Origin of the sequence: Pseudomonas cucumis, assembly GCF_030687935.1 — a bacterium.
Taxonomy (GTDB): Bacteria; Pseudomonadota; Gammaproteobacteria; order Pseudomonadales; family Pseudomonadaceae; genus Aquipseudomonas; species Aquipseudomonas cucumis.
Map to the genome: position 1 here is coordinate 4,152,523 of NZ_CP117454.1, position 16,121 is coordinate 4,168,643.

At 58.1% G+C, this 16,121-nt stretch carries 15 protein-coding genes; 9 read left to right on the plus strand and 6 right to left on the minus strand.

Annotated elements, in window-relative coordinates:
- Window positions 1-4 precede the first annotated feature (4 nt).
- Window positions 5-1,159 carry an MFS transporter gene (locus PSH97_RS18870; protein WP_052967280.1) on the minus strand — a complete coding sequence of 385 codons (1,155 nt, stop codon included), beginning with the start codon at window positions 1,157-1,159 and terminating at the stop codon, window positions 5-7.
- Between the two features lie 330 nt (window positions 1,160-1,489).
- Between PSH97_RS18870 and sstT the strand changes: the two genes are divergently transcribed.
- Window positions 1,490-2,740: a serine/threonine transporter SstT gene (sstT, locus tag PSH97_RS18875; RefSeq protein ID WP_305446217.1), complete on the plus strand. Its 1,251-nt coding sequence runs from the start codon at window positions 1,490-1,492 to the stop codon at window positions 2,738-2,740.
- A 78-nt stretch (window positions 2,741-2,818) separates the two neighbouring features.
- On the opposite strand, the gene PSH97_RS18880 is transcribed toward sstT, so the two are convergent.
- Window positions 2,819-3,328, minus strand: a complete 510-nt coding sequence (locus tag PSH97_RS18880) for a DUF1993 domain-containing protein (protein ID WP_007901777.1) — start codon at window positions 3,326-3,328, stop codon at window positions 2,819-2,821.
- Window positions 3,329-3,468: 140 nt separating this feature from the next.
- On the opposite strand from PSH97_RS18880, the gene PSH97_RS18885 reads away from it, so the two are divergent.
- Window positions 3,469-4,116 carry a YceH family protein gene (locus PSH97_RS18885; RefSeq protein ID WP_305446218.1) on the plus strand — a complete coding sequence of 216 codons (648 nt, stop codon included), beginning with the start codon at window positions 3,469-3,471 and terminating at the stop codon, window positions 4,114-4,116.
- A gap of 50 nt (window positions 4,117-4,166) precedes the next feature.
- On the opposite strand, the gene PSH97_RS18890 is transcribed toward PSH97_RS18885, so the two are convergent.
- Window positions 4,167-4,685, minus strand: coding sequence for a cupin domain-containing protein (locus PSH97_RS18890; protein WP_305446219.1), 519 nt, complete (start codon window positions 4,683-4,685; stop codon window positions 4,167-4,169).
- A gap of 200 nt (window positions 4,686-4,885) precedes the next feature.
- Window positions 4,886-5,704 (minus strand): shikimate 5-dehydrogenase, encoded by an 819-nt coding sequence (locus PSH97_RS18895; protein WP_305446220.1) that lies wholly within the window; start codon window positions 5,702-5,704, stop codon window positions 4,886-4,888.
- Between the two features lie 239 nt (window positions 5,705-5,943).
- Here PSH97_RS18895 and PSH97_RS18900 point away from each other — a divergent pair, with 239 nt between their 5' ends.
- The 3 genes from PSH97_RS18900 (at window position 5,944) to PSH97_RS18910 (ending at window position 6,990) form a co-directional block, all read left to right on the plus strand.
- Entirely contained in the window at window positions 5,944-6,318 is a 375-nt protein-coding gene (locus PSH97_RS18900) for a hypothetical protein (protein WP_305446221.1), read from the plus strand.
- Window positions 6,319-6,512: 194 nt separating this feature from the next.
- Complete coding sequence (locus tag PSH97_RS18905) at window positions 6,513-6,707, plus strand: hypothetical protein (protein ID WP_030131554.1); 195 nt, start codon at window positions 6,513-6,515, stop codon at window positions 6,705-6,707.
- Window positions 6,708-6,807: 100 nt separating this feature from the next.
- A complete protein-coding gene (locus PSH97_RS18910) occupies window positions 6,808-6,990 on the plus strand; it encodes a hypothetical protein (protein ID WP_305446222.1) in 183 nt (60 codons plus the stop codon).
- On the opposite strand, the gene PSH97_RS18915 is transcribed toward PSH97_RS18910, so the two are convergent.
- Window positions 6,987-8,048 carry an AI-2E family transporter gene (locus PSH97_RS18915; RefSeq protein WP_305446223.1) on the minus strand — a complete coding sequence of 354 codons (1,062 nt, stop codon included), beginning with the start codon at window positions 8,046-8,048 and terminating at the stop codon, window positions 6,987-6,989. The genes PSH97_RS18910 and PSH97_RS18915 overlap by 4 nt on opposite strands.
- A 175-nt stretch (window positions 8,049-8,223) precedes the next feature.
- On the opposite strand from PSH97_RS18915, the gene trhP reads away from it, so the two are divergent.
- Window positions 8,224-9,549 (plus strand): prephenate-dependent tRNA uridine(34) hydroxylase TrhP, encoded by a 1,326-nt coding sequence (trhP, locus tag PSH97_RS18920; RefSeq protein ID WP_305446224.1) that lies wholly within the window; start codon window positions 8,224-8,226, stop codon window positions 9,547-9,549.
- Window positions 9,550-9,786: 237 nt separating this feature from the next.
- Here trhP and PSH97_RS18925 read toward each other — a convergent pair whose 3' ends face one another.
- Window positions 9,787-10,158, minus strand: coding sequence for a hypothetical protein (locus PSH97_RS18925; RefSeq protein ID WP_305446225.1), 372 nt, complete (start codon window positions 10,156-10,158; stop codon window positions 9,787-9,789).
- Window positions 10,159-10,464: 306 nt separating this feature from the next.
- Here PSH97_RS18925 and bcsQ point away from each other — a divergent pair, with 306 nt between their 5' ends.
- Genes bcsQ through bcsB form a run of 3 tightly spaced genes read left to right on the plus strand, consistent with a single transcriptional unit; the run spans window position 10,465 to window position 16,114 of the window.
- On the plus strand, window positions 10,465-11,586 hold the full coding sequence (gene bcsQ / locus PSH97_RS18930) for a cellulose biosynthesis protein BcsQ (RefSeq protein WP_305449831.1): 1,122 nt from the start codon (window positions 10,465-10,467) through the stop codon (window positions 11,584-11,586).
- The gene (gene bcsA / locus PSH97_RS18935) at window positions 11,583-13,814 is read left to right on the plus strand and encodes a UDP-forming cellulose synthase catalytic subunit (RefSeq protein WP_305446226.1); all 2,232 of its coding nucleotides are present in this window, start codon (window positions 11,583-11,585) and stop codon (window positions 13,812-13,814) included. Before bcsQ ends, bcsA begins: the two co-directional genes overlap by 4 nt.
- Window positions 13,815-13,855: 41 nt before the next feature.
- Window positions 13,856-16,114, plus strand: coding sequence for a cellulose biosynthesis cyclic di-GMP-binding regulatory protein BcsB (gene bcsB, locus PSH97_RS18940; RefSeq protein ID WP_305446227.1), 2,259 nt, complete (start codon window positions 13,856-13,858; stop codon window positions 16,112-16,114).
- Window positions 16,115-16,121 lie beyond the last annotated feature (7 nt).

The window sequence follows — 16,121 nt, forward strand, 5'->3', positions numbered from 1 at the left end:
GATGTCAGGCGCAGATTTCGCGAGGCTTGAAGGTCATCAGCGCCATCGCCAACAGGATCGAGACAAGGATAAAACCGGCTGCCGCGAAACCCAGTCCACCCAGGCCAACACTGTCGATCACCCGCCCACCGACCATCGCGCCCAGACCGATTCCGAGGTTGGCCCCGGCGATGTTCAGCGATGCAGCAAAGGCCGGAGCCTCAGGCGCAGCCTTCATCAGGCGCACATGGCTGACCAGGAACAGCGCGGCCTGAGTCACGCCCCAAATCCCCATCGCTGCCGCCAGACCGAGGGGTGAATGAATGTTCGGCACCAACGCGACCATGCCGGCGATCATGAAGGCACAGAACGTCACTGAAGCGATCAGCGGATGTCGATCCACCGCGCGACCGCCCAGCGAGTTGCCGATCAAGCCCACCGCACCGAAGCCCATCAGGCACCAGCCGACCACGGTGCCGTTGAAACCGGCCAGCCGCTCAAGAATGTCCGCCAGGTAGGTGTAAGCGGTGAACATGCCGCTGAACACCAGGATCGATAACAGCACATGCCCCAGCATCAATGGGCTGCGCAGGATTCTGAACTGCGAACGGAAACTGACTTGATGTTGGTGCAGGTTGGTTTTCGGCAGGTAGATAAACAGCAGCAGCGCCTTGGCAAACGCGATCACCGCCAGAATGCCAAAGGCACTGCGCCAGCCGAACGCATCGGAAATCAGTGTCCCCACCGGAATGCCGAACACCGTGGCGCAGACAATGCCGAAACCGATCTTGGATATGGCCCGCCCGGCATAGTCCGGCCCGACGATATCCACTGCGGTTTCACTGGCCAACGCCCAGAACACCGGCAACCCCAGCGCCGGAATCAATCGCGCAATGGCCATCACCCCGATGTTCGGCGCCAGTGCCGCCAGCGTGTTGGCCAGGCCGAACATGATCAGCACGCTGATAAACAGTTTGCGCCGTTCAAACCTTGCAAAGTATGCGGTCAGGAACGGTCCGAAAGCGGCCACGGTAAAGGCGAACAGGGTCACCAGCAAACCCGCTTGAGGGATGCTGACGTCCAGATCACGGGCGATTGCCGGCAACAGGCCGACGATGATGAATTCCGTGGTCAGCACCGTAAAACCGGCGGCGGACAACAGAAGAATGGGCAACAGCATGCAGAACTCCAGGAAAACGACGACACCAGCGACAGCCCGAAGGCTCACTGGCAGAACTTGAAAATGAGGATGGCGAAGCTTAACAGAGTGTTTCCGGACGAGGTTGCACGAACCTGCAAATCGCGTTGATCAATCGGGTGGCAGATCGTCACAGGTCTGAAGGATCACGACTACGCTGTGATAAAGTCCGCGGCCTGCGGTACTTATACTTTGCTCATCGGCCATTCATTGGCATTGATGTAGCGACCCTTCGGTTCCCTCCATGTGGCCTGCCCGGCTTTTTGCTGCATGAGCGGAACCCTGCACCCTAATAAAATCAGAGATGCCGTTATGACCGCTTTATCCCCTTCTCTCATGCAACGCCTGAAACGCAGCAGCCTGGTCACGCAAATCATCATCGGCCTGATCGCCGGGATTGCCTTGGCGTTGCTCGCGCCTGAGCTGGCCAAGTCCACCGCCTTCATTGGCAAAGTGTTCGTGTCGGCGCTCAAGGCTGTCGCGCCGGTTCTGGTGTTCGTGCTGGTCATGGCTTCGATTGCCAACCATAAGCACGGCCAGGAAACCCATATCCGGCCGATCCTGTTTCTGTACCTGCTGGGCACCTTCGCGGCAGCCGTGGTGGCGGTGGTCGCCAGTACGCTGTTTCCGTCGAGTCTGGTGTTGGCCACCCAGGATGTTGCGGTGACCGCACCAGGCGGCATCAGTGAAGTGCTGCAAAGCCTGGCACTGAGCGTGGTCGATAACCCGGTCAGTGCGCTGATGAACGCCAACTTCATCGGCATTCTCGCTTGGGCCATCGGCATGGGTATCGCGATCCGCCATGCCGGCGCAACCACCCGTGAGGTGCTGGGCGATTTGTCCAATGGCGTGACGGTTATCGTACGGGTGGTGATTCGCTTTGCACCGCTGGGGATCTTCGGCCTGGTGGCCTCGACCCTCGCCACCTCTGGATTCGGCGCCTTGATCGGTTACATGCATCTGCTGGCCGTGTTGCTGGGCTGCATGCTGTTCGTGGCACTGGTGATGAACCCCGCCATTGTGTTCTGGAAGTTGCGTCGCAACCCGTATCCGCTGGTATTCACTTGCCTGCGTGAGAGCGGCATCACTGCCTTCTTCACTCGCAGTTCGGCGGCGAACATTCCAGTCAACCTGGAATTGAGCAAGCGCCTGGGCCTGCACGAAGATACCTATTCGGTGTCGATCCCGCTCGGCGCCACCATCAACATGGCCGGCGCAGCAATCACCATCACCGTGCTGACCCTGGCCGCCGTGCACACCCTGGGCATCGCCGTGGATATTCCGACGGCCATCCTGCTCAGCATCGTCGCAGCGATCTGTGCCTGTGGCGCCTCGGGCGTGGCTGGCGGTTCGCTGTTGCTGATTCCACTGGCGTGCAGCCTGTTCGGCATCCCGAGCGAAATCGCCATGCAGGTGGTGGCGGTCGGCTTCATCATCGGTGTATTGCAGGACTCGGCGGAAACCGCGCTGAACTCCTCCACCGACGTGCTGTTCACCGCGGCGGCGTGCCAGGGTGAGGAACAGAAGACCCGGGAAGCCCGGGAAGCCCAGCGTTTGGCGTAACAACGCACCTACAGAAGGCGTGACAAAAAAAAGCCCGCCAAGGCTTACACCTTGGCGGGCTTTTTTGTACCTGGCGGTTTAGAACGCGCCCATGTAATCGCGCTTGCCCACTTCCACACCGTTGTGACGCAGCAGTGCGTAAGCAGTGGTCACGTGGAAGAAGAACTGTGGCAGACCGTAGCTCAGCAGGTAAGCCTGGCCAGTGAAGCGCTTCTCTTTAGGCGTGCCTGGACGGGTAACGATCTCGATGCCTTCCTTGCCGTCGATCTGCTCTGGCTTGATCTCACCGATGAAGGCCAGAACCTTGGCGATCAATGCTTGCAGTTCGGCGAAGGTGGTTTCGGTGTCATCGTATTTCGGCAGTTCGACTTCAGCCAGACGCGCCGAAACGCCTTTGGCGAAATCAACGGCGATCTGCACCTGGCGTACCAGCGGGAACATGTCCGGGTACAGACGGGCTTGCAGGAATGCGTTCGGATCGATGTTTTTCGCGGTAGCGTGGGCTTCGGCCTTGCTCAGGTTGTTGCTCAGGGCATTGAGCATTTGCTGGAAAACCGGAACGGATGCGGCGTACAGGGAAATAGTCATGATGGTCTCGTGTGGTGACAGGAGTAAAAACGTGGAGCGATTATAGCCATGCCCGACCGCCCTGCGGCTTGTCTTTTATCCTGCAAGGATTAGGCTAGGCGGCTTCGACTGCATGCTTCGACTGCATAGGGAAAAGCGCGATGAGCACTGAGCAAGAAACGACCTCCGACGAACCGCGGCTCAACAGCACGGAAATCCGCATTCTGGGCTCGTTGATCGAGAAACAGGCCACCAGCCCGGAAACCTATCCGCTGACGCTCAATGCGCTGGTGATTGCCTGTAACCAGAAAACCAGCCGCGAACCGGTGATGAACCTCAGCCAGGGCCAGGTCGGCCAGAGCCTGCGCGTGCTGGAAGGTCGCGGTTTTACCAGACTGGTAATGGGCAGCCGTGCCGACCGCTGGGAGCATCGGGTCGACAAGGCGCTGGAACTGGTGCCGGCGCAGGTGATTCTGACCGGGCTGTTGTTCCTGCGCGGCCCGCAGACGGTCAACGAACTGCTGACCCGTAGCGGCCGCATGCATGATTTTGAAGATGCCGAGCAAGTGATGCATCAGCTGGAGCGCTTGATCGCCAGAGGCCTGGCGCTGTTGATTCCGCGTCAGGCCGGCCAGCGCGAAGACCGTTATATGCATGCACTGGGCGATCCGGCGGATATCGAAACGATCCTGGCTGCCCGACAGAATCCGGCGGAACGTGGCACCAGTGGCGGGGTGTCGGTTGAGCGGATCGAAGAGCTTGAAGCGCGGATTGCGGCGCTGGAAGAGCGCTTGGCACGCCTCGAATAATCCGCACCGTACTTGTAGCAGCTGCTACAAGATACGTTGTGCCTGAATGGCTACTCGCCGTCCCAATAATCCACACCATCGGCCTGCCTGGCGACGGCAACGAAGCCCGAAGCATTGCCTTGGGCATCGACCTTGAAGTCGTCCATCACCACGTATTTGCCGGAATCCGGGTATTCGCAAATGTCAGGTGATTGCTGGCTGCTGACTGCCAGATAGCGCAATTCGCCGTTGCTGGTGTTGATGATCTGGTGTGCAGCTTCAGGTCCGCCCGCGGGGCAGGCGATTACGTCACCGGCGCGGATCGGAAAGCGTTCGGCGCCAAGGCGAACTTCCCCTTCCCCGGCCACGATATAGAACATCTCCTCGTTGACCCGATGGTTATGAAAAGGACTGCCACGCATGCCTGGCTCCAGGGCGTACAACCGATAACCCAGCTTTTGCGCGCCCAATTGCTGGCCGATGCGGGCAAAGCGTTGTTGATAGCGGCCGGCAGCGTCTCCGGTGGGAGCAAATTCTTCGGGCAGCGGTAAAAGTTCGGCCTGATCCAGGTTGAGAATGGCGGGATGCATGAAAACCTCGGTCACGGTGGCTGGAAAGCAAGTCTGCGCTTGCTGGTGGCCAGTATAGGTGGGAGATGTTCGCGGGCAAGTGAGTGGGGATCGGCAGGAGACCGAGTCGCAACAATCGCGAGCAGGCTCGCTCCCACAAGATCAGCGCTGAACCTGTGGGAGCGAGCCTACCCGGTACATTCAATAAAAAATCGGGATGATCAGCCCCGAGCAAACGCCACGGCTTTCTGGAATTGCTCATCGGTCGGCCGCACGCCGGTGTACAGCACGAACTGTTCCAGCGCCTGGATTGCAATCACTTCCAGCCCGGTGATGACTCGTTTGCCTTCAGCACGACCGCGCACGATCAATGGTGTTTCCGAGGGGATCGCCACCACATCGAACACAGTCTCGGCAGCAGCGATGGCTTCAGGGTCAAACGCCAATTGGTCCGCTTCCGGCCCGCCATTCATGCCGATGGGCGTCACGTTGATCAGCATCTGCGGGCGCTGGCCCCCCAGTTCCGCCTGCCATGAGTAACCCAACGATTGCGCCAAAGCACGCCCGGCGCGCTCGTTACGGGCCACGATCAGGCCGTTTTTGTAGCCGCCATCGCGCAAGGCACTGGCCACAGCCTTGGCCATGCCGCCGCTGCCGCGCAGGGCAAAGGTCGATTCCTTGGGAACCTGATGAGTGTCGAGCAATTGCGCAATCGCAATGTAATCGGTGTTGTAGGCCTTGAGGTGACCGTTGGTATTAACAATAGTGTTGATCGATTGAATAGCCTCAGCCGATGCATCCAGCTCATCGACCAACGCAATACAGGCTTCTTTGAATGGCATCGACACGCCGCAACCCCGAATGCCCAAGGCGCGGATGCCGCCAACGGCGCCCGGCAAGTCCTGGCTGCTGAAGGCTTTGTAGTAGAAATTCAGGCCCAATTGTTCGTACAGGTGGTTATGAAACCGCAGGCCGAAATTGCCGGGGCGCCCCGAGAGTGACATGCACAGCTGAGTGTCTCTGTTGGGGTTCATCTGCATTGGAATCTCCTTCAATAGCACTTTCAGATGGACGGGATTAGCCACTCCACCGGTTCTGATTGATCATAAAAGCCAGTCTGCACCTGGCACACAGCCGTAAAGAAGCCGGTACAGACCTTACACAAAATTTACCCAACGGCTGTGCTGATTTTCAAAAAAATGCTGTCTTAGAAGTATCCCCGCGACAACTTGTGTCTATTGCAGACGCGAGCGCCGGGTCGAAGAACCGAGGACTTATCATGATCCGTAAAATCCCCACAGTAGCCTTGCTGATCGGTGCTCTCGCTATCGCGGGGCAGGCAGAAGCAGGTGGTCGTGGTCATGGCGGCTGGGAAGGTCCGGCTGTGTTTGGTGCGATCGTCGGCTCGGCAATCATTGGCTCGGCAATCATCGGCCGCGACCGTCCAGTGTATGTGGAGCAACCGGTCTACGTTCAGCCACAACCGGTGTACGTGCAACCACCACCTGTTTATTACCAACCGGCGCCGGTCTACGTTCAACAACCGATCTACTACCGCCCGGCACCGATCTATTACGGTCCGCCACGCGGCTATGGTCCACCGCGCGGCTATTACGGCCCTCCCCATGGTTATTATCGTGGCGACCGCTGGTAATCCACTCCTCAGGCCCCGCTTTAACAGCGGGGCCTTTTTTGTGGCCGCAAGGTATGGCGAGGTCTGAATAAATCTCGCCAAGGTCGCTGTCGGGATAGTCCCGGCAGGTAAAGTTGGTCATATTTATGTCATGTCCGATCCGCAAGCTTGGATCTGTCCGTAAACAACAGGTTGATAAAAACAAGGACGACCTCATGCCCACACAAAATCCGCATCGCATTGTCGGCTTGTGCACTTCCGGCAAGGTGTACAACGCACTGACCGAACTCAAGCATCTGGAAGGTCATCGCAGCGCAAAATTTCTCTCGCTGCTGGCCGAAAACCTGGTGCGCAAAGGCCTGCTCAATGAGCAGGAAGTGGTGCATATGCTCGATCAAGTAGTGGACTGAGCGCAGGACTCATTGGCGTCAATGACGACTATCGAAAGCGTTGATTGTCCGTTCAAGCGTCCGATCCGTAAGGTAGCTCCATAGATTAATGGAGGTACTTATGGCTCAGGTTCAAATCATGTCCGTTATCGGCAGCGCGGTTCCCGCAACGCTCAGGGCCCAAGGATTACTCGCCTGCTGGTATCTGGTGCAGGACGGTGAACCTGTCAGCGGCCCGCTCACCTCGCTTCCCGCAGCCCTGGCCTTGTCGCAACGTATCGGCTCGGGCCAGTTCAGTGCTTAAGGCAGCTGAACCCGTGGATTGGAATCGATGTAAATGGCCCAGCTCGACACGAACAACGCGGCGATCAACGGCCCGATGACAAAACCGTTAATACCGAAAAGCGCCAGGCCGCCCAGGGTCGAGATAAGGATCAAGTAGTCGGGCATTTTGGTGTCCTTGCCCACCAGTATCGGTCGCAGGACGTTGTCCACCAGGCCGATCACGAACACCCCGAACAAAATGAGCACCGTGGCCTGCCAGATCGCGCCGCTGAACAGGAAATACACCGCCACCGGCATCCAGACAATCCCCGCCCCCACCAACGGCAACAGCGACAGAAACGCCATCAACACCGCCCAGAGCAGCACGCTCGGGATGTCCAGAATCCAGAAAATAAAACCACCCAATGCCCCTTGCGTGATCGCCACCACCAGGTTGCCCTTCACCGTGGCCCGCACCACGCGATTGAACTTGAGTTGCAAACGGCGCTTCTGGTTATCTTCCAGCGGTATGGCCGCACGTACTTTGCGCGCCAGTTCGGAGCCGTCCCGCAGGAAGAAAAACAGCAGATACAGCATGACGAAAAAGCCCACCACGAATTCGAACGTGCCCTGGCCAAAACTGAACGCCTTGGTCGCGACAAACTGGCTGCCTTGCATCGTGCTCTTGATGATTTTTTCACGCAGCCCGGCCAGCTCGCCCATGCCGAAACGATCGAGCAAGTTCTGAACGTACGGCGGCAGACTTTGCTTGAACTGCGACACATACCCGGCAATGTCCAGTTCGCCGCTTTCGATTCTGTTGTAGAGCGCCGCGCCTTCTTGAACCAGCAACGTACTGATCGTGATCACCGGCAAGATCGCGATCAGTACACAGAGAAACAAGGTGCACAGGGCCGTGAGGTTGTGAGGCCAACCGAACCTCCGTTGCAGCTGATGCTGCAAGGGCGCAAACAGAATACCGAGGATGACCGCCCAGAACACCGCGCCATAAAACGGCAGCAGAATCCAGATGAAGGCAATGCTTACAAGCGTCAGCAATACCATCAGCGATCTGTTTTGCAGCTTCGTTTCGTTCATGTCCGATCCATGTCAGTGCGCAGGAGCGCCGTTGCGCGTCTTGATGCTTAGTCCGCCACGATTCGCGCGAGTGCCATTTGTTTGTTCATCAAGCATAGATCCAGATCAATAAACCCCGCGGACAAGCCGCTTACCCTTGCCGGCTTTTGCGATCGACACTGCCATGACCTGCGCCATGACGCTTACGCCCCCCGAACTGCTCGCCCCTGCCGGCACCCTGAAAAACATGCGTTATGCCTTCGCCTATGGCGCCGACGCGGTATACGCCGGCCAGCCGCGCTACAGCCTGCGTGTGCGCAACAATGAATTCGATCACGCCAACCTCGCGCTCGGCATCGCCGAGGCCCAGGCTCAGGGCAAGCGCTTCTATGTGGTGGTGAACATCGCCCCGCACAACGCCAAGCTCAAAACGTTCTTGAAGGATCTGGAACCGGTGATCGCCATGGCGCCGGACGCGCTGATCATGTCCGACCCTGGCCTGATCATGCTGGTACGCCGGCACTTCCCGCAGATGCCGATCCACCTCTCAGTGCAGGCCAACACGGTGAACTGGGCCAGCGTCGAGTTCTGGCAGCAACAGGGCTTGAGCCGGATCATCCTGTCCCGCGAACTGTCGCTGGACGAGATCGCTGAAATCCGTCAGCACGTCCCGGCGATGGAGCTGGAAGTGTTTGTGCACGGCGCGTTGTGCATGGCCTATTCCGGGCGCTGCTTGTTGTCGGGTTACATGAACAAGCGCGACGCCAATCAGGGCAGCTGCACCAACGCCTGTCGCTGGAAATACTCGGCGATGCCGGCCAGCGAAAATCAGCTCGGTGAAATCGTCCAGCAGTTCCGGCCCGAACCGACCCTGGGCATCGGCGCGCCGACCGATCAAGTATTCCTGCTGCAAGAGGCCAATCGCCCTGACGAACTGATGCCGGCATTCGAGGATGAACACGGCACGTACATCATGAACGCCAAGGACCTGCGCGCCGTCCAGCACGTCGAGCGCCTGACGCAAATGGGCGTGCATTCATTGAAGATCGAAGGCCGGACCAAATCGCACTTCTATTGCGCGCGCACCACCCAGGTTTACCGTCGCGCGATCGATGATGCGATGGCGGGCCGGGCGTTTGATCGCAATTTGATGACCGATCTGGAATCCCTGGCCCAGCGTGGCTACACCGAAGGTTTTCTGCGTCGGCATGTGCATGACGAATATCAGAATTACCAGAACGGCAGCTCGGTTTCAGCACGCCAACAGTTCGTGGGCGAGTTGACCGGCGAACGCCGGGATCGTCTGGCCGAAGTGCGGGTGAAGAATCGCTTTGGTCTGGGCGACCACCTGGAACTGATGACACCCCAGGGCAACTTCCACTTCGATTTGCATCAGCTGCAGAACGCTAAAGGCGAAGCCATTGAAGTGGCGCCGGGGGATGGGCATACGGTGTATTTGCCGATACCGGATGCGGTGGAATTGCGCTTTGGGTTGTTGATGCGGGATGTGGACGTGAGTTAAAAGTCGTCAAAGGCAAGATCAAACACTGTCACGACACTGTCGCACAGGTGCGCGATAAACAAGTGAGGTAATAGCATGGATGGATTTGCCAGAGACCGAAGTAAATCATGGTTTGTACACATTACCCAGACCAAACCATAGATGGAGCCCGGCACACGTTGAAATCGAATGCAATTGGGTGATGTACCGTGTTGCCCCTCGAATACGCCTTGCTGTGCAGCAAAATAAATACAGCCTTCAGCGATCCAATAAGCATTTCAAACGATTTTCTAAAACGGCGGCCGAATAATTCGCCACGTCCATCGCCAGTTCGGCCTCCGCCAGCGCCTCCAGCAAGGCCGCTTGCGCCTCGAAGCGCAGCCCGCGTTTAAGCTTTCGCGATGCGTGCATTTGATCCAGTAACACATGGGTCACTTGATAAGGCGTGCTGATTTTCAGGCGTTGTAGCCAGACGGGAAGTTTCTTTTCGATTTTACGTTGCCTGACTTCCGCGACACCCGGCGCCTTATCCGAAAAAGTATTTTTCGAAACCGCCACTATCTCTTCAAATACATCAGTCAACTTATTTAATATATAACCCAGCATCAAATCATCAAAAGCGATCAACACTCACACTCCATCACGCCGGAAATTATCTCTCCCGAAAAACACACCCACTGCTGGCCATCACATTACACCTTATTGGACAATCATTACTGGACGTATTCTAACACTCACACTTTCCACGAATAACATAACATCTTAATAACACTCAAATTAAAGCCAACAAGATTTACTGACTTTTTATAACAATCATTGACACCCAAACGCAGACATCCTAGATTAATGGCACTCTGCCAACACCCAGACAACACATCAACTTTGTCAAGTTATCGAATGCTTAGTTTCTGAGTTATTTCATTCCTGGTGCAACGCATGAAATATGTAGACGATATTACGAAACTCTTTACACGTTTTGGCGCCAATGCAGAGAACTACCAGGAAATACAACCGAACTACAAAGATTTCAAAGACGACCCGGTTATACCTGCTGTGGCGGAGCCGTCGGTGGCATTGTCTCCCCCAACACCCGCGCTACCGGTGTTTCTACTGGATGAGCCCCAACCTTCTTTATTGATTGGCGCGGCGCCCAAATCCCCTCCTCTGACCGAGCCACCTGAGAGTTCTGCTACAGGTGACCATCAGCGATTGAGCGACCTGTTGCGTGAACTCAATCAGGTTCGTCGAGACGGTCTGCCAGAAACGACTCGCAAGCGGACCAAGGCGAAGGTCATTGCTATCGTTTCGGCGAATGGCGGGGTGGGTAAAAGCACCGTCGCCGCTGGCCTGGCAAAAACACTTCGGCGCCCCGGTGGGCGAACCATCGCGATTGATCTGGACCCTCAGAACGCGCTGTCCAGCCACTTGGGTATCACCAGGCAGGCTCCCGGGCTGATCCAGCTCAAAGACCAGGACGCAGACTGGGGCGCTCATCGCCTGCCGGGCTTTAGCGACAGTGAGTGCCTGCCCTTCGGCACTGGCGAAATGAACGATCGCCGCTTGCTCAGGCAGTTGATGCTTGAAGATTCTGACTGGTTGAATCAGCACCTTGCATCAATGAACCTCAGCGAAAACGATACCGTGATCCTGGACACTCCTTCGGGTGCGACCGTCTATTCGCAACAGGCGCTCGACGCCGCCGATCTGGTGCTGGTGATGACGGTGGCCGACGCGGCTTCCTACCTGGCACTGGACACCATGACCCCGTGGCTGGAAACCACCCGACGATGTGCACAGCGGCACCGGTATGTGCTCAACCAACGGGATGACTCGCGTTCGTTCAGCAGGGACATGGGCGTGCTGTTTCTGCGGCGGCTCGGCGCTAACCTGATCGGGACGATTCGCCTCGACCACCAGTTCAACGAGTCGCTGGCCTATGGTCGGGACCTGTTGCAATACGCACCTGAGAGCATTGGCTGTCAGGACATTCTTTCGCTGTCAGGCGCGGTCCATGCCCTGCTTTTCGCGGATGCTAACAGCCAGCAGGGCACGCCATGACCGCCCAGCTGAATCAACTACCTGCAAAGACATGGTGGTTGCAGGAGCTACTGGATACTTGCCAGGCTAGTGTCAGTCGATGGCCCCTGCGTTGGCGCCAAGGCCTGAAGATCTCGGTCGGGCTGATCGCGGCATTGTTGGTGCTGGGTATCCTCACTGCGCCGCTGAATCTGTATTCCCAGGCCGCATTTGCCGCCGTCTGTTTTGCAGCCAGCCTGATCATCCGCAAGCAAGCCGGACGTCTGGCGATCCTGACTCTGATCACCCTCTCGCTGATCGCTTCGTTGCGTTACATGTACTGGCGCCTGTCCGACACCCTGAACTTCGACAGCTGGCAGGATGCCGTATTTGGCTACGGGCTGGTGCTGGCCGAACTGTATGCCTTGCTCGTGCTGGTTTTCGGTTATGTACAGACCGCCTGGCCGCTGCAGCGCAAACCGCAGCTTCTGCAACAGCCGCCCGCTGAATGGCCAACGGTAGACGTCTTCATTCCCACCTATAACGAAGCATTGGGTATCGTCAAACTGGTGGTGCTCGCTGCTCAGGCCATTGACTGGCCCGAGGGAAAACTGCGGGTACACATGCTCGATGACGGACGCCGGGAGGAATTCAAGGTTTTCTGTCAGCAGATTGGTGTCAACTACATCACCCGCGACAACAATCAATATGCCAAGGCCGGCAACCTCAACGAGGCACTCAAAGTCACCGATGGCGAGTTCATTGCCATATTCGACGCCGACCACGTGCCCACCCGCTCCTTCCTGCAGATCACCATGGGCTGGTTTTTAAAGGACCCGAACCTGGCGTTGCTGCAAACGCCGCACTTTTTCTATTCACCCGATCCGTTCGAAAAAAACCTCGATACCTTTCGTTCGGTACCCAATGAAGGTGAGCTGTTCTACGGCTTGGTGCAGGACGGCAACGACCAGTGGAATGCGGCCTTCTTCTGTGGCTCCTGCGCGGTCATCCGGCGGACTCATTTGCTGGAAGTCGGCGGCATCGCCACCGAAACCGTGACGGAGGATGCGCATACGGCACTGAAGCTCAATCGCCGTGGTTTCAATACCGCTTACCTCGCCATTCCACAAGCGGCGGGACTGGCCACCGAAAGCCTCTCCCGACACATCAGTCAACGCATACGCTGGGCGCGGGGCATGGCGCAGATTTTTCGGACCGACAATCCGTTGTTTGGCAAAGGACTGAACCTGGGGCAGCGTATCTGCTACCTCAACGCCATGATGCACTTTTTCTACAGCTTGCCCCGTCTGGTGTTCTTGACCGCCCCCTTGGCCTACCTGTTCTTCGACGCGCAGATTTTCCATGCCTCGGCGTTGATGGTCACGGTCTATGTACTGCCACATATTTTCCATTCCAGCCTGACCACCTCCAGCATCCAGGGGCGCTTCCGCCATTCCTTCTGGAACGAAGTGTATGAGTCGGTATTGGCCTGGTACATCATGCGACCGGTGCTGCTGGCCCTGATCAGCCCTTCGCTGGGCAAATTCAACGTGACCGACAAGGGCGGCACCATTGAAAAGGACTATTTCAACTGGAAGCTCGCGCGGCCTTACATCGTCCTGCTGACCTTGAACATGATCGGCCTGGCGATCGGCGTGGTGAAACTGATCGGGAGTGATTCGGCCGAGGCCACTACCCTGCTGATCAATCTGGCCTGGACCGTGTACAACATCGTCATCGTCAGCACCGCCGTGGCGGTGGCCACTGAATCCTCTCAGGTACGCAACGAGCCCAGGGTGCCCGCGGACCTGCCCGTGCGCGTCTATCGCGAAGACGGCACCTGGTTCGATTGCATAACCCGGGACTTCTCACAAAACGGCGTGGGTCTGGCACTGCCACCGCAGGTTCAGCTCAGCGTCAATGAGAAGCTGCGGCTCTGCATTCTGCGCACACCTCCCTCAAGCCTCTTCCCCGCAAAAACGGTCTTCAGCAACGACAACGTGGCGGGCGTGCAATTCGAGGGTTTGACCCTGCGCCAGCAAAGTGAGCTGGTGCGATTGACCTTTTCACGGGCCGACACCTGGGCCAACACGTGGGGCAACGGCCGCCTCGACGCACCCATGTCGGCGTTGCGCGAGGTCAGCCGCATTGGCTTGCGCGCCATCCTGCGCTTGTTCGTTGCAACCCTAAAGGACAGCCAGGCGCTGCTGCGCAAACGCCCGGACACTCCATCACCTATCGACTCCACCGCGGACACGCAACGATCTTGAAGCCTTCCATTCGCCGGACCTTTCTTCCTCGTCGCTCACTCATGCTGATCACCTGCTCGCTAATGGGCTGGAGCGGCTGGGCATTGAGTGCTACCGCCCAAATCAGCGCCACAGAGCCGGCGGTGATGCCGGTCGCAGCGTTGCCCGGGACCGATGCCCCGGGTAACAGCTATACCCGCACCCTCAAGGAGCTGGGCAAAAGCTATTCGATGACCCTTAAAGGCGTGGAGGCTACCGACAGTGTGAACTTCGATGTGCGCGCCGATGAAGTCGTCACGGCTGCGCAGGTCACGCTGCAGTACAGCTACTCACCGGCGTTGCTGGCCGACCTTTCGCAGATCAATGTGCTGGTCAACGATCAGGTGGCCGCCAGCCTGCCCCTGCCGAAGGAAGAGGCCGGTAAATTGCAGACCCGGACCGTACAGATTCCGCCGCAGACCATCACCGAATTCAACCGGCTCAGCCTGCAATTCATCGGTCACTACACGATGCAATGTGAAGACCCTTTGCACTCCAGCCTGTGGGCCAGGATCGGCAACGAGAGCCAGCTGAGCCTCCAGGTGTCTTCGATTAAACAGCCCAACGACCTGTCCGCTCTACCGCTGCCCTTGTTCGATCGTCGAGACGCCTCGCCCCTGAAGCTACCCTTCGTGTTCGCCGGACGCCCGGGCGGTCCTGAGCTTGAAGCCGCCGGTATCCTGTCGTCCTGGTTTGGCGCCCTGGCCAGCTACCGCGGCGCCACCTTCCCCGCCAGCCTCACCAGCCTGCCGGCCAAAGGCAACGCCGTGGTGTTTGTCAGCGGCAGCGAATCAACGACCTTGAGTGGCTTACCGATCAAAGAGGCCACGGGGCCGACATTGACACTCGTGAGCAACCCGAATGATGCCCAGGGCAAACTGTTGATCGTCTCCGGGCGCGATGGCGCCGATCTCAAGGTCGCCGCGACAGCGCTGGCCCTCGGCGGCTCGGCCTTTTCCGGGCAAAGCGTGGTGATCGAGCGGATCGACTCGCTCAAGCCACGCCGACCGTACGACGCGCCTAACTGGCTGCCTTCCGATCGCCCGGTTCGCCTGGGTGAACTGGCGAAGCCCGCAGAACTCAATGTGTCGGGTTATAACCCGGGACAAATGACGGTTGCGCTGCGCTTGCCACCCGACCTGTTCAACTGGCGCGAGCCCGGTGCGCAACTTGACCTGAAATACCGCTATACGCCGCAACCGGTCTCCACCAATTCCTCGTTGCTGGTCAACTTCAACGACACCTTCATCAAGTCGATCGATCTGCCTTCGATCGAGAAACTCGGTAACAGCGACAGCCTGCTGGCGATGCTCAAAACCGACGACAGCCTGGCCCGCACGTCACGCATGCTGTTGCCGCTCAATTCCGTAGCGCTGCAATCGCGCCTGCAATTTCGCTTCATGTATGACTACATCAAACAGGGCGAATGCCGCGACATCATCATCGACAACATGCGCGGTGTGATCGACCCGGACTCGACCCTGGACCTCAGCCAATACGAACACTTCATGGCCATGCCCAACCTCGGGGTGTTCAAGGACAGTGGCTTCCCGTTCACCCGCATGGCTGACCTTTCTGAAACATCGGTGATCCTGCCCAACGAGCCAGGCCCGGCCGAACTGAGCGCCTACCTGACCCTGCTGGGCCGCTTCGGCGACTCCACCGGTTATCCGGCTACCGGCGTGAAGGTGGTCCACGCCGACCAGTTGGCAGAGCAACGCGACCGGGATTTGCTGGTGCTCGCCTCGGGCAACAATCAGCCGCTGCTGGAGCAATGGCAAAGCCTTTTGCCAGCCAAGGACGAAGACGCTGCGCAGTACTTTGAACTGTCTGACCTGCCCTTGCGTCTGCGCAACTGGATCAGCCCGGATACGAAAACCAATCTGCGTGAAGCACGCAGCAGCTTCAGGTTTACCGCTGAGGACGGCAGTGCGTATCTGACTGGATTCGAATCGCCGCTCAAGAGTGGGCGCAGCGTGGTGTTTATCGCCAGCGCAAGGCCCAACGGCTTGGCCGACGTGACCAACGCCCTGCTCAGCGGCGAAGAAAACGCCCACGAGTTGCAAGGCAGTCTGGTGGTGGTCAGGGGCAAGCATGTCCAATCGCTGGTTGCCCAGCAGGATTACTACGTCGGGAGCCTGGGCCCATTGCGCTATCTGCAGTGGTACCTCTCGCAAAACGTAATAGCGCTCATGCTATTCACGCTTCTCGGGGTCTTGCTGCTTGCTTCGATGGCCTACCTGGCTCTGCGTTTACGGGCCAAACGTCGTCTTGGTCAATGAGCCGCGC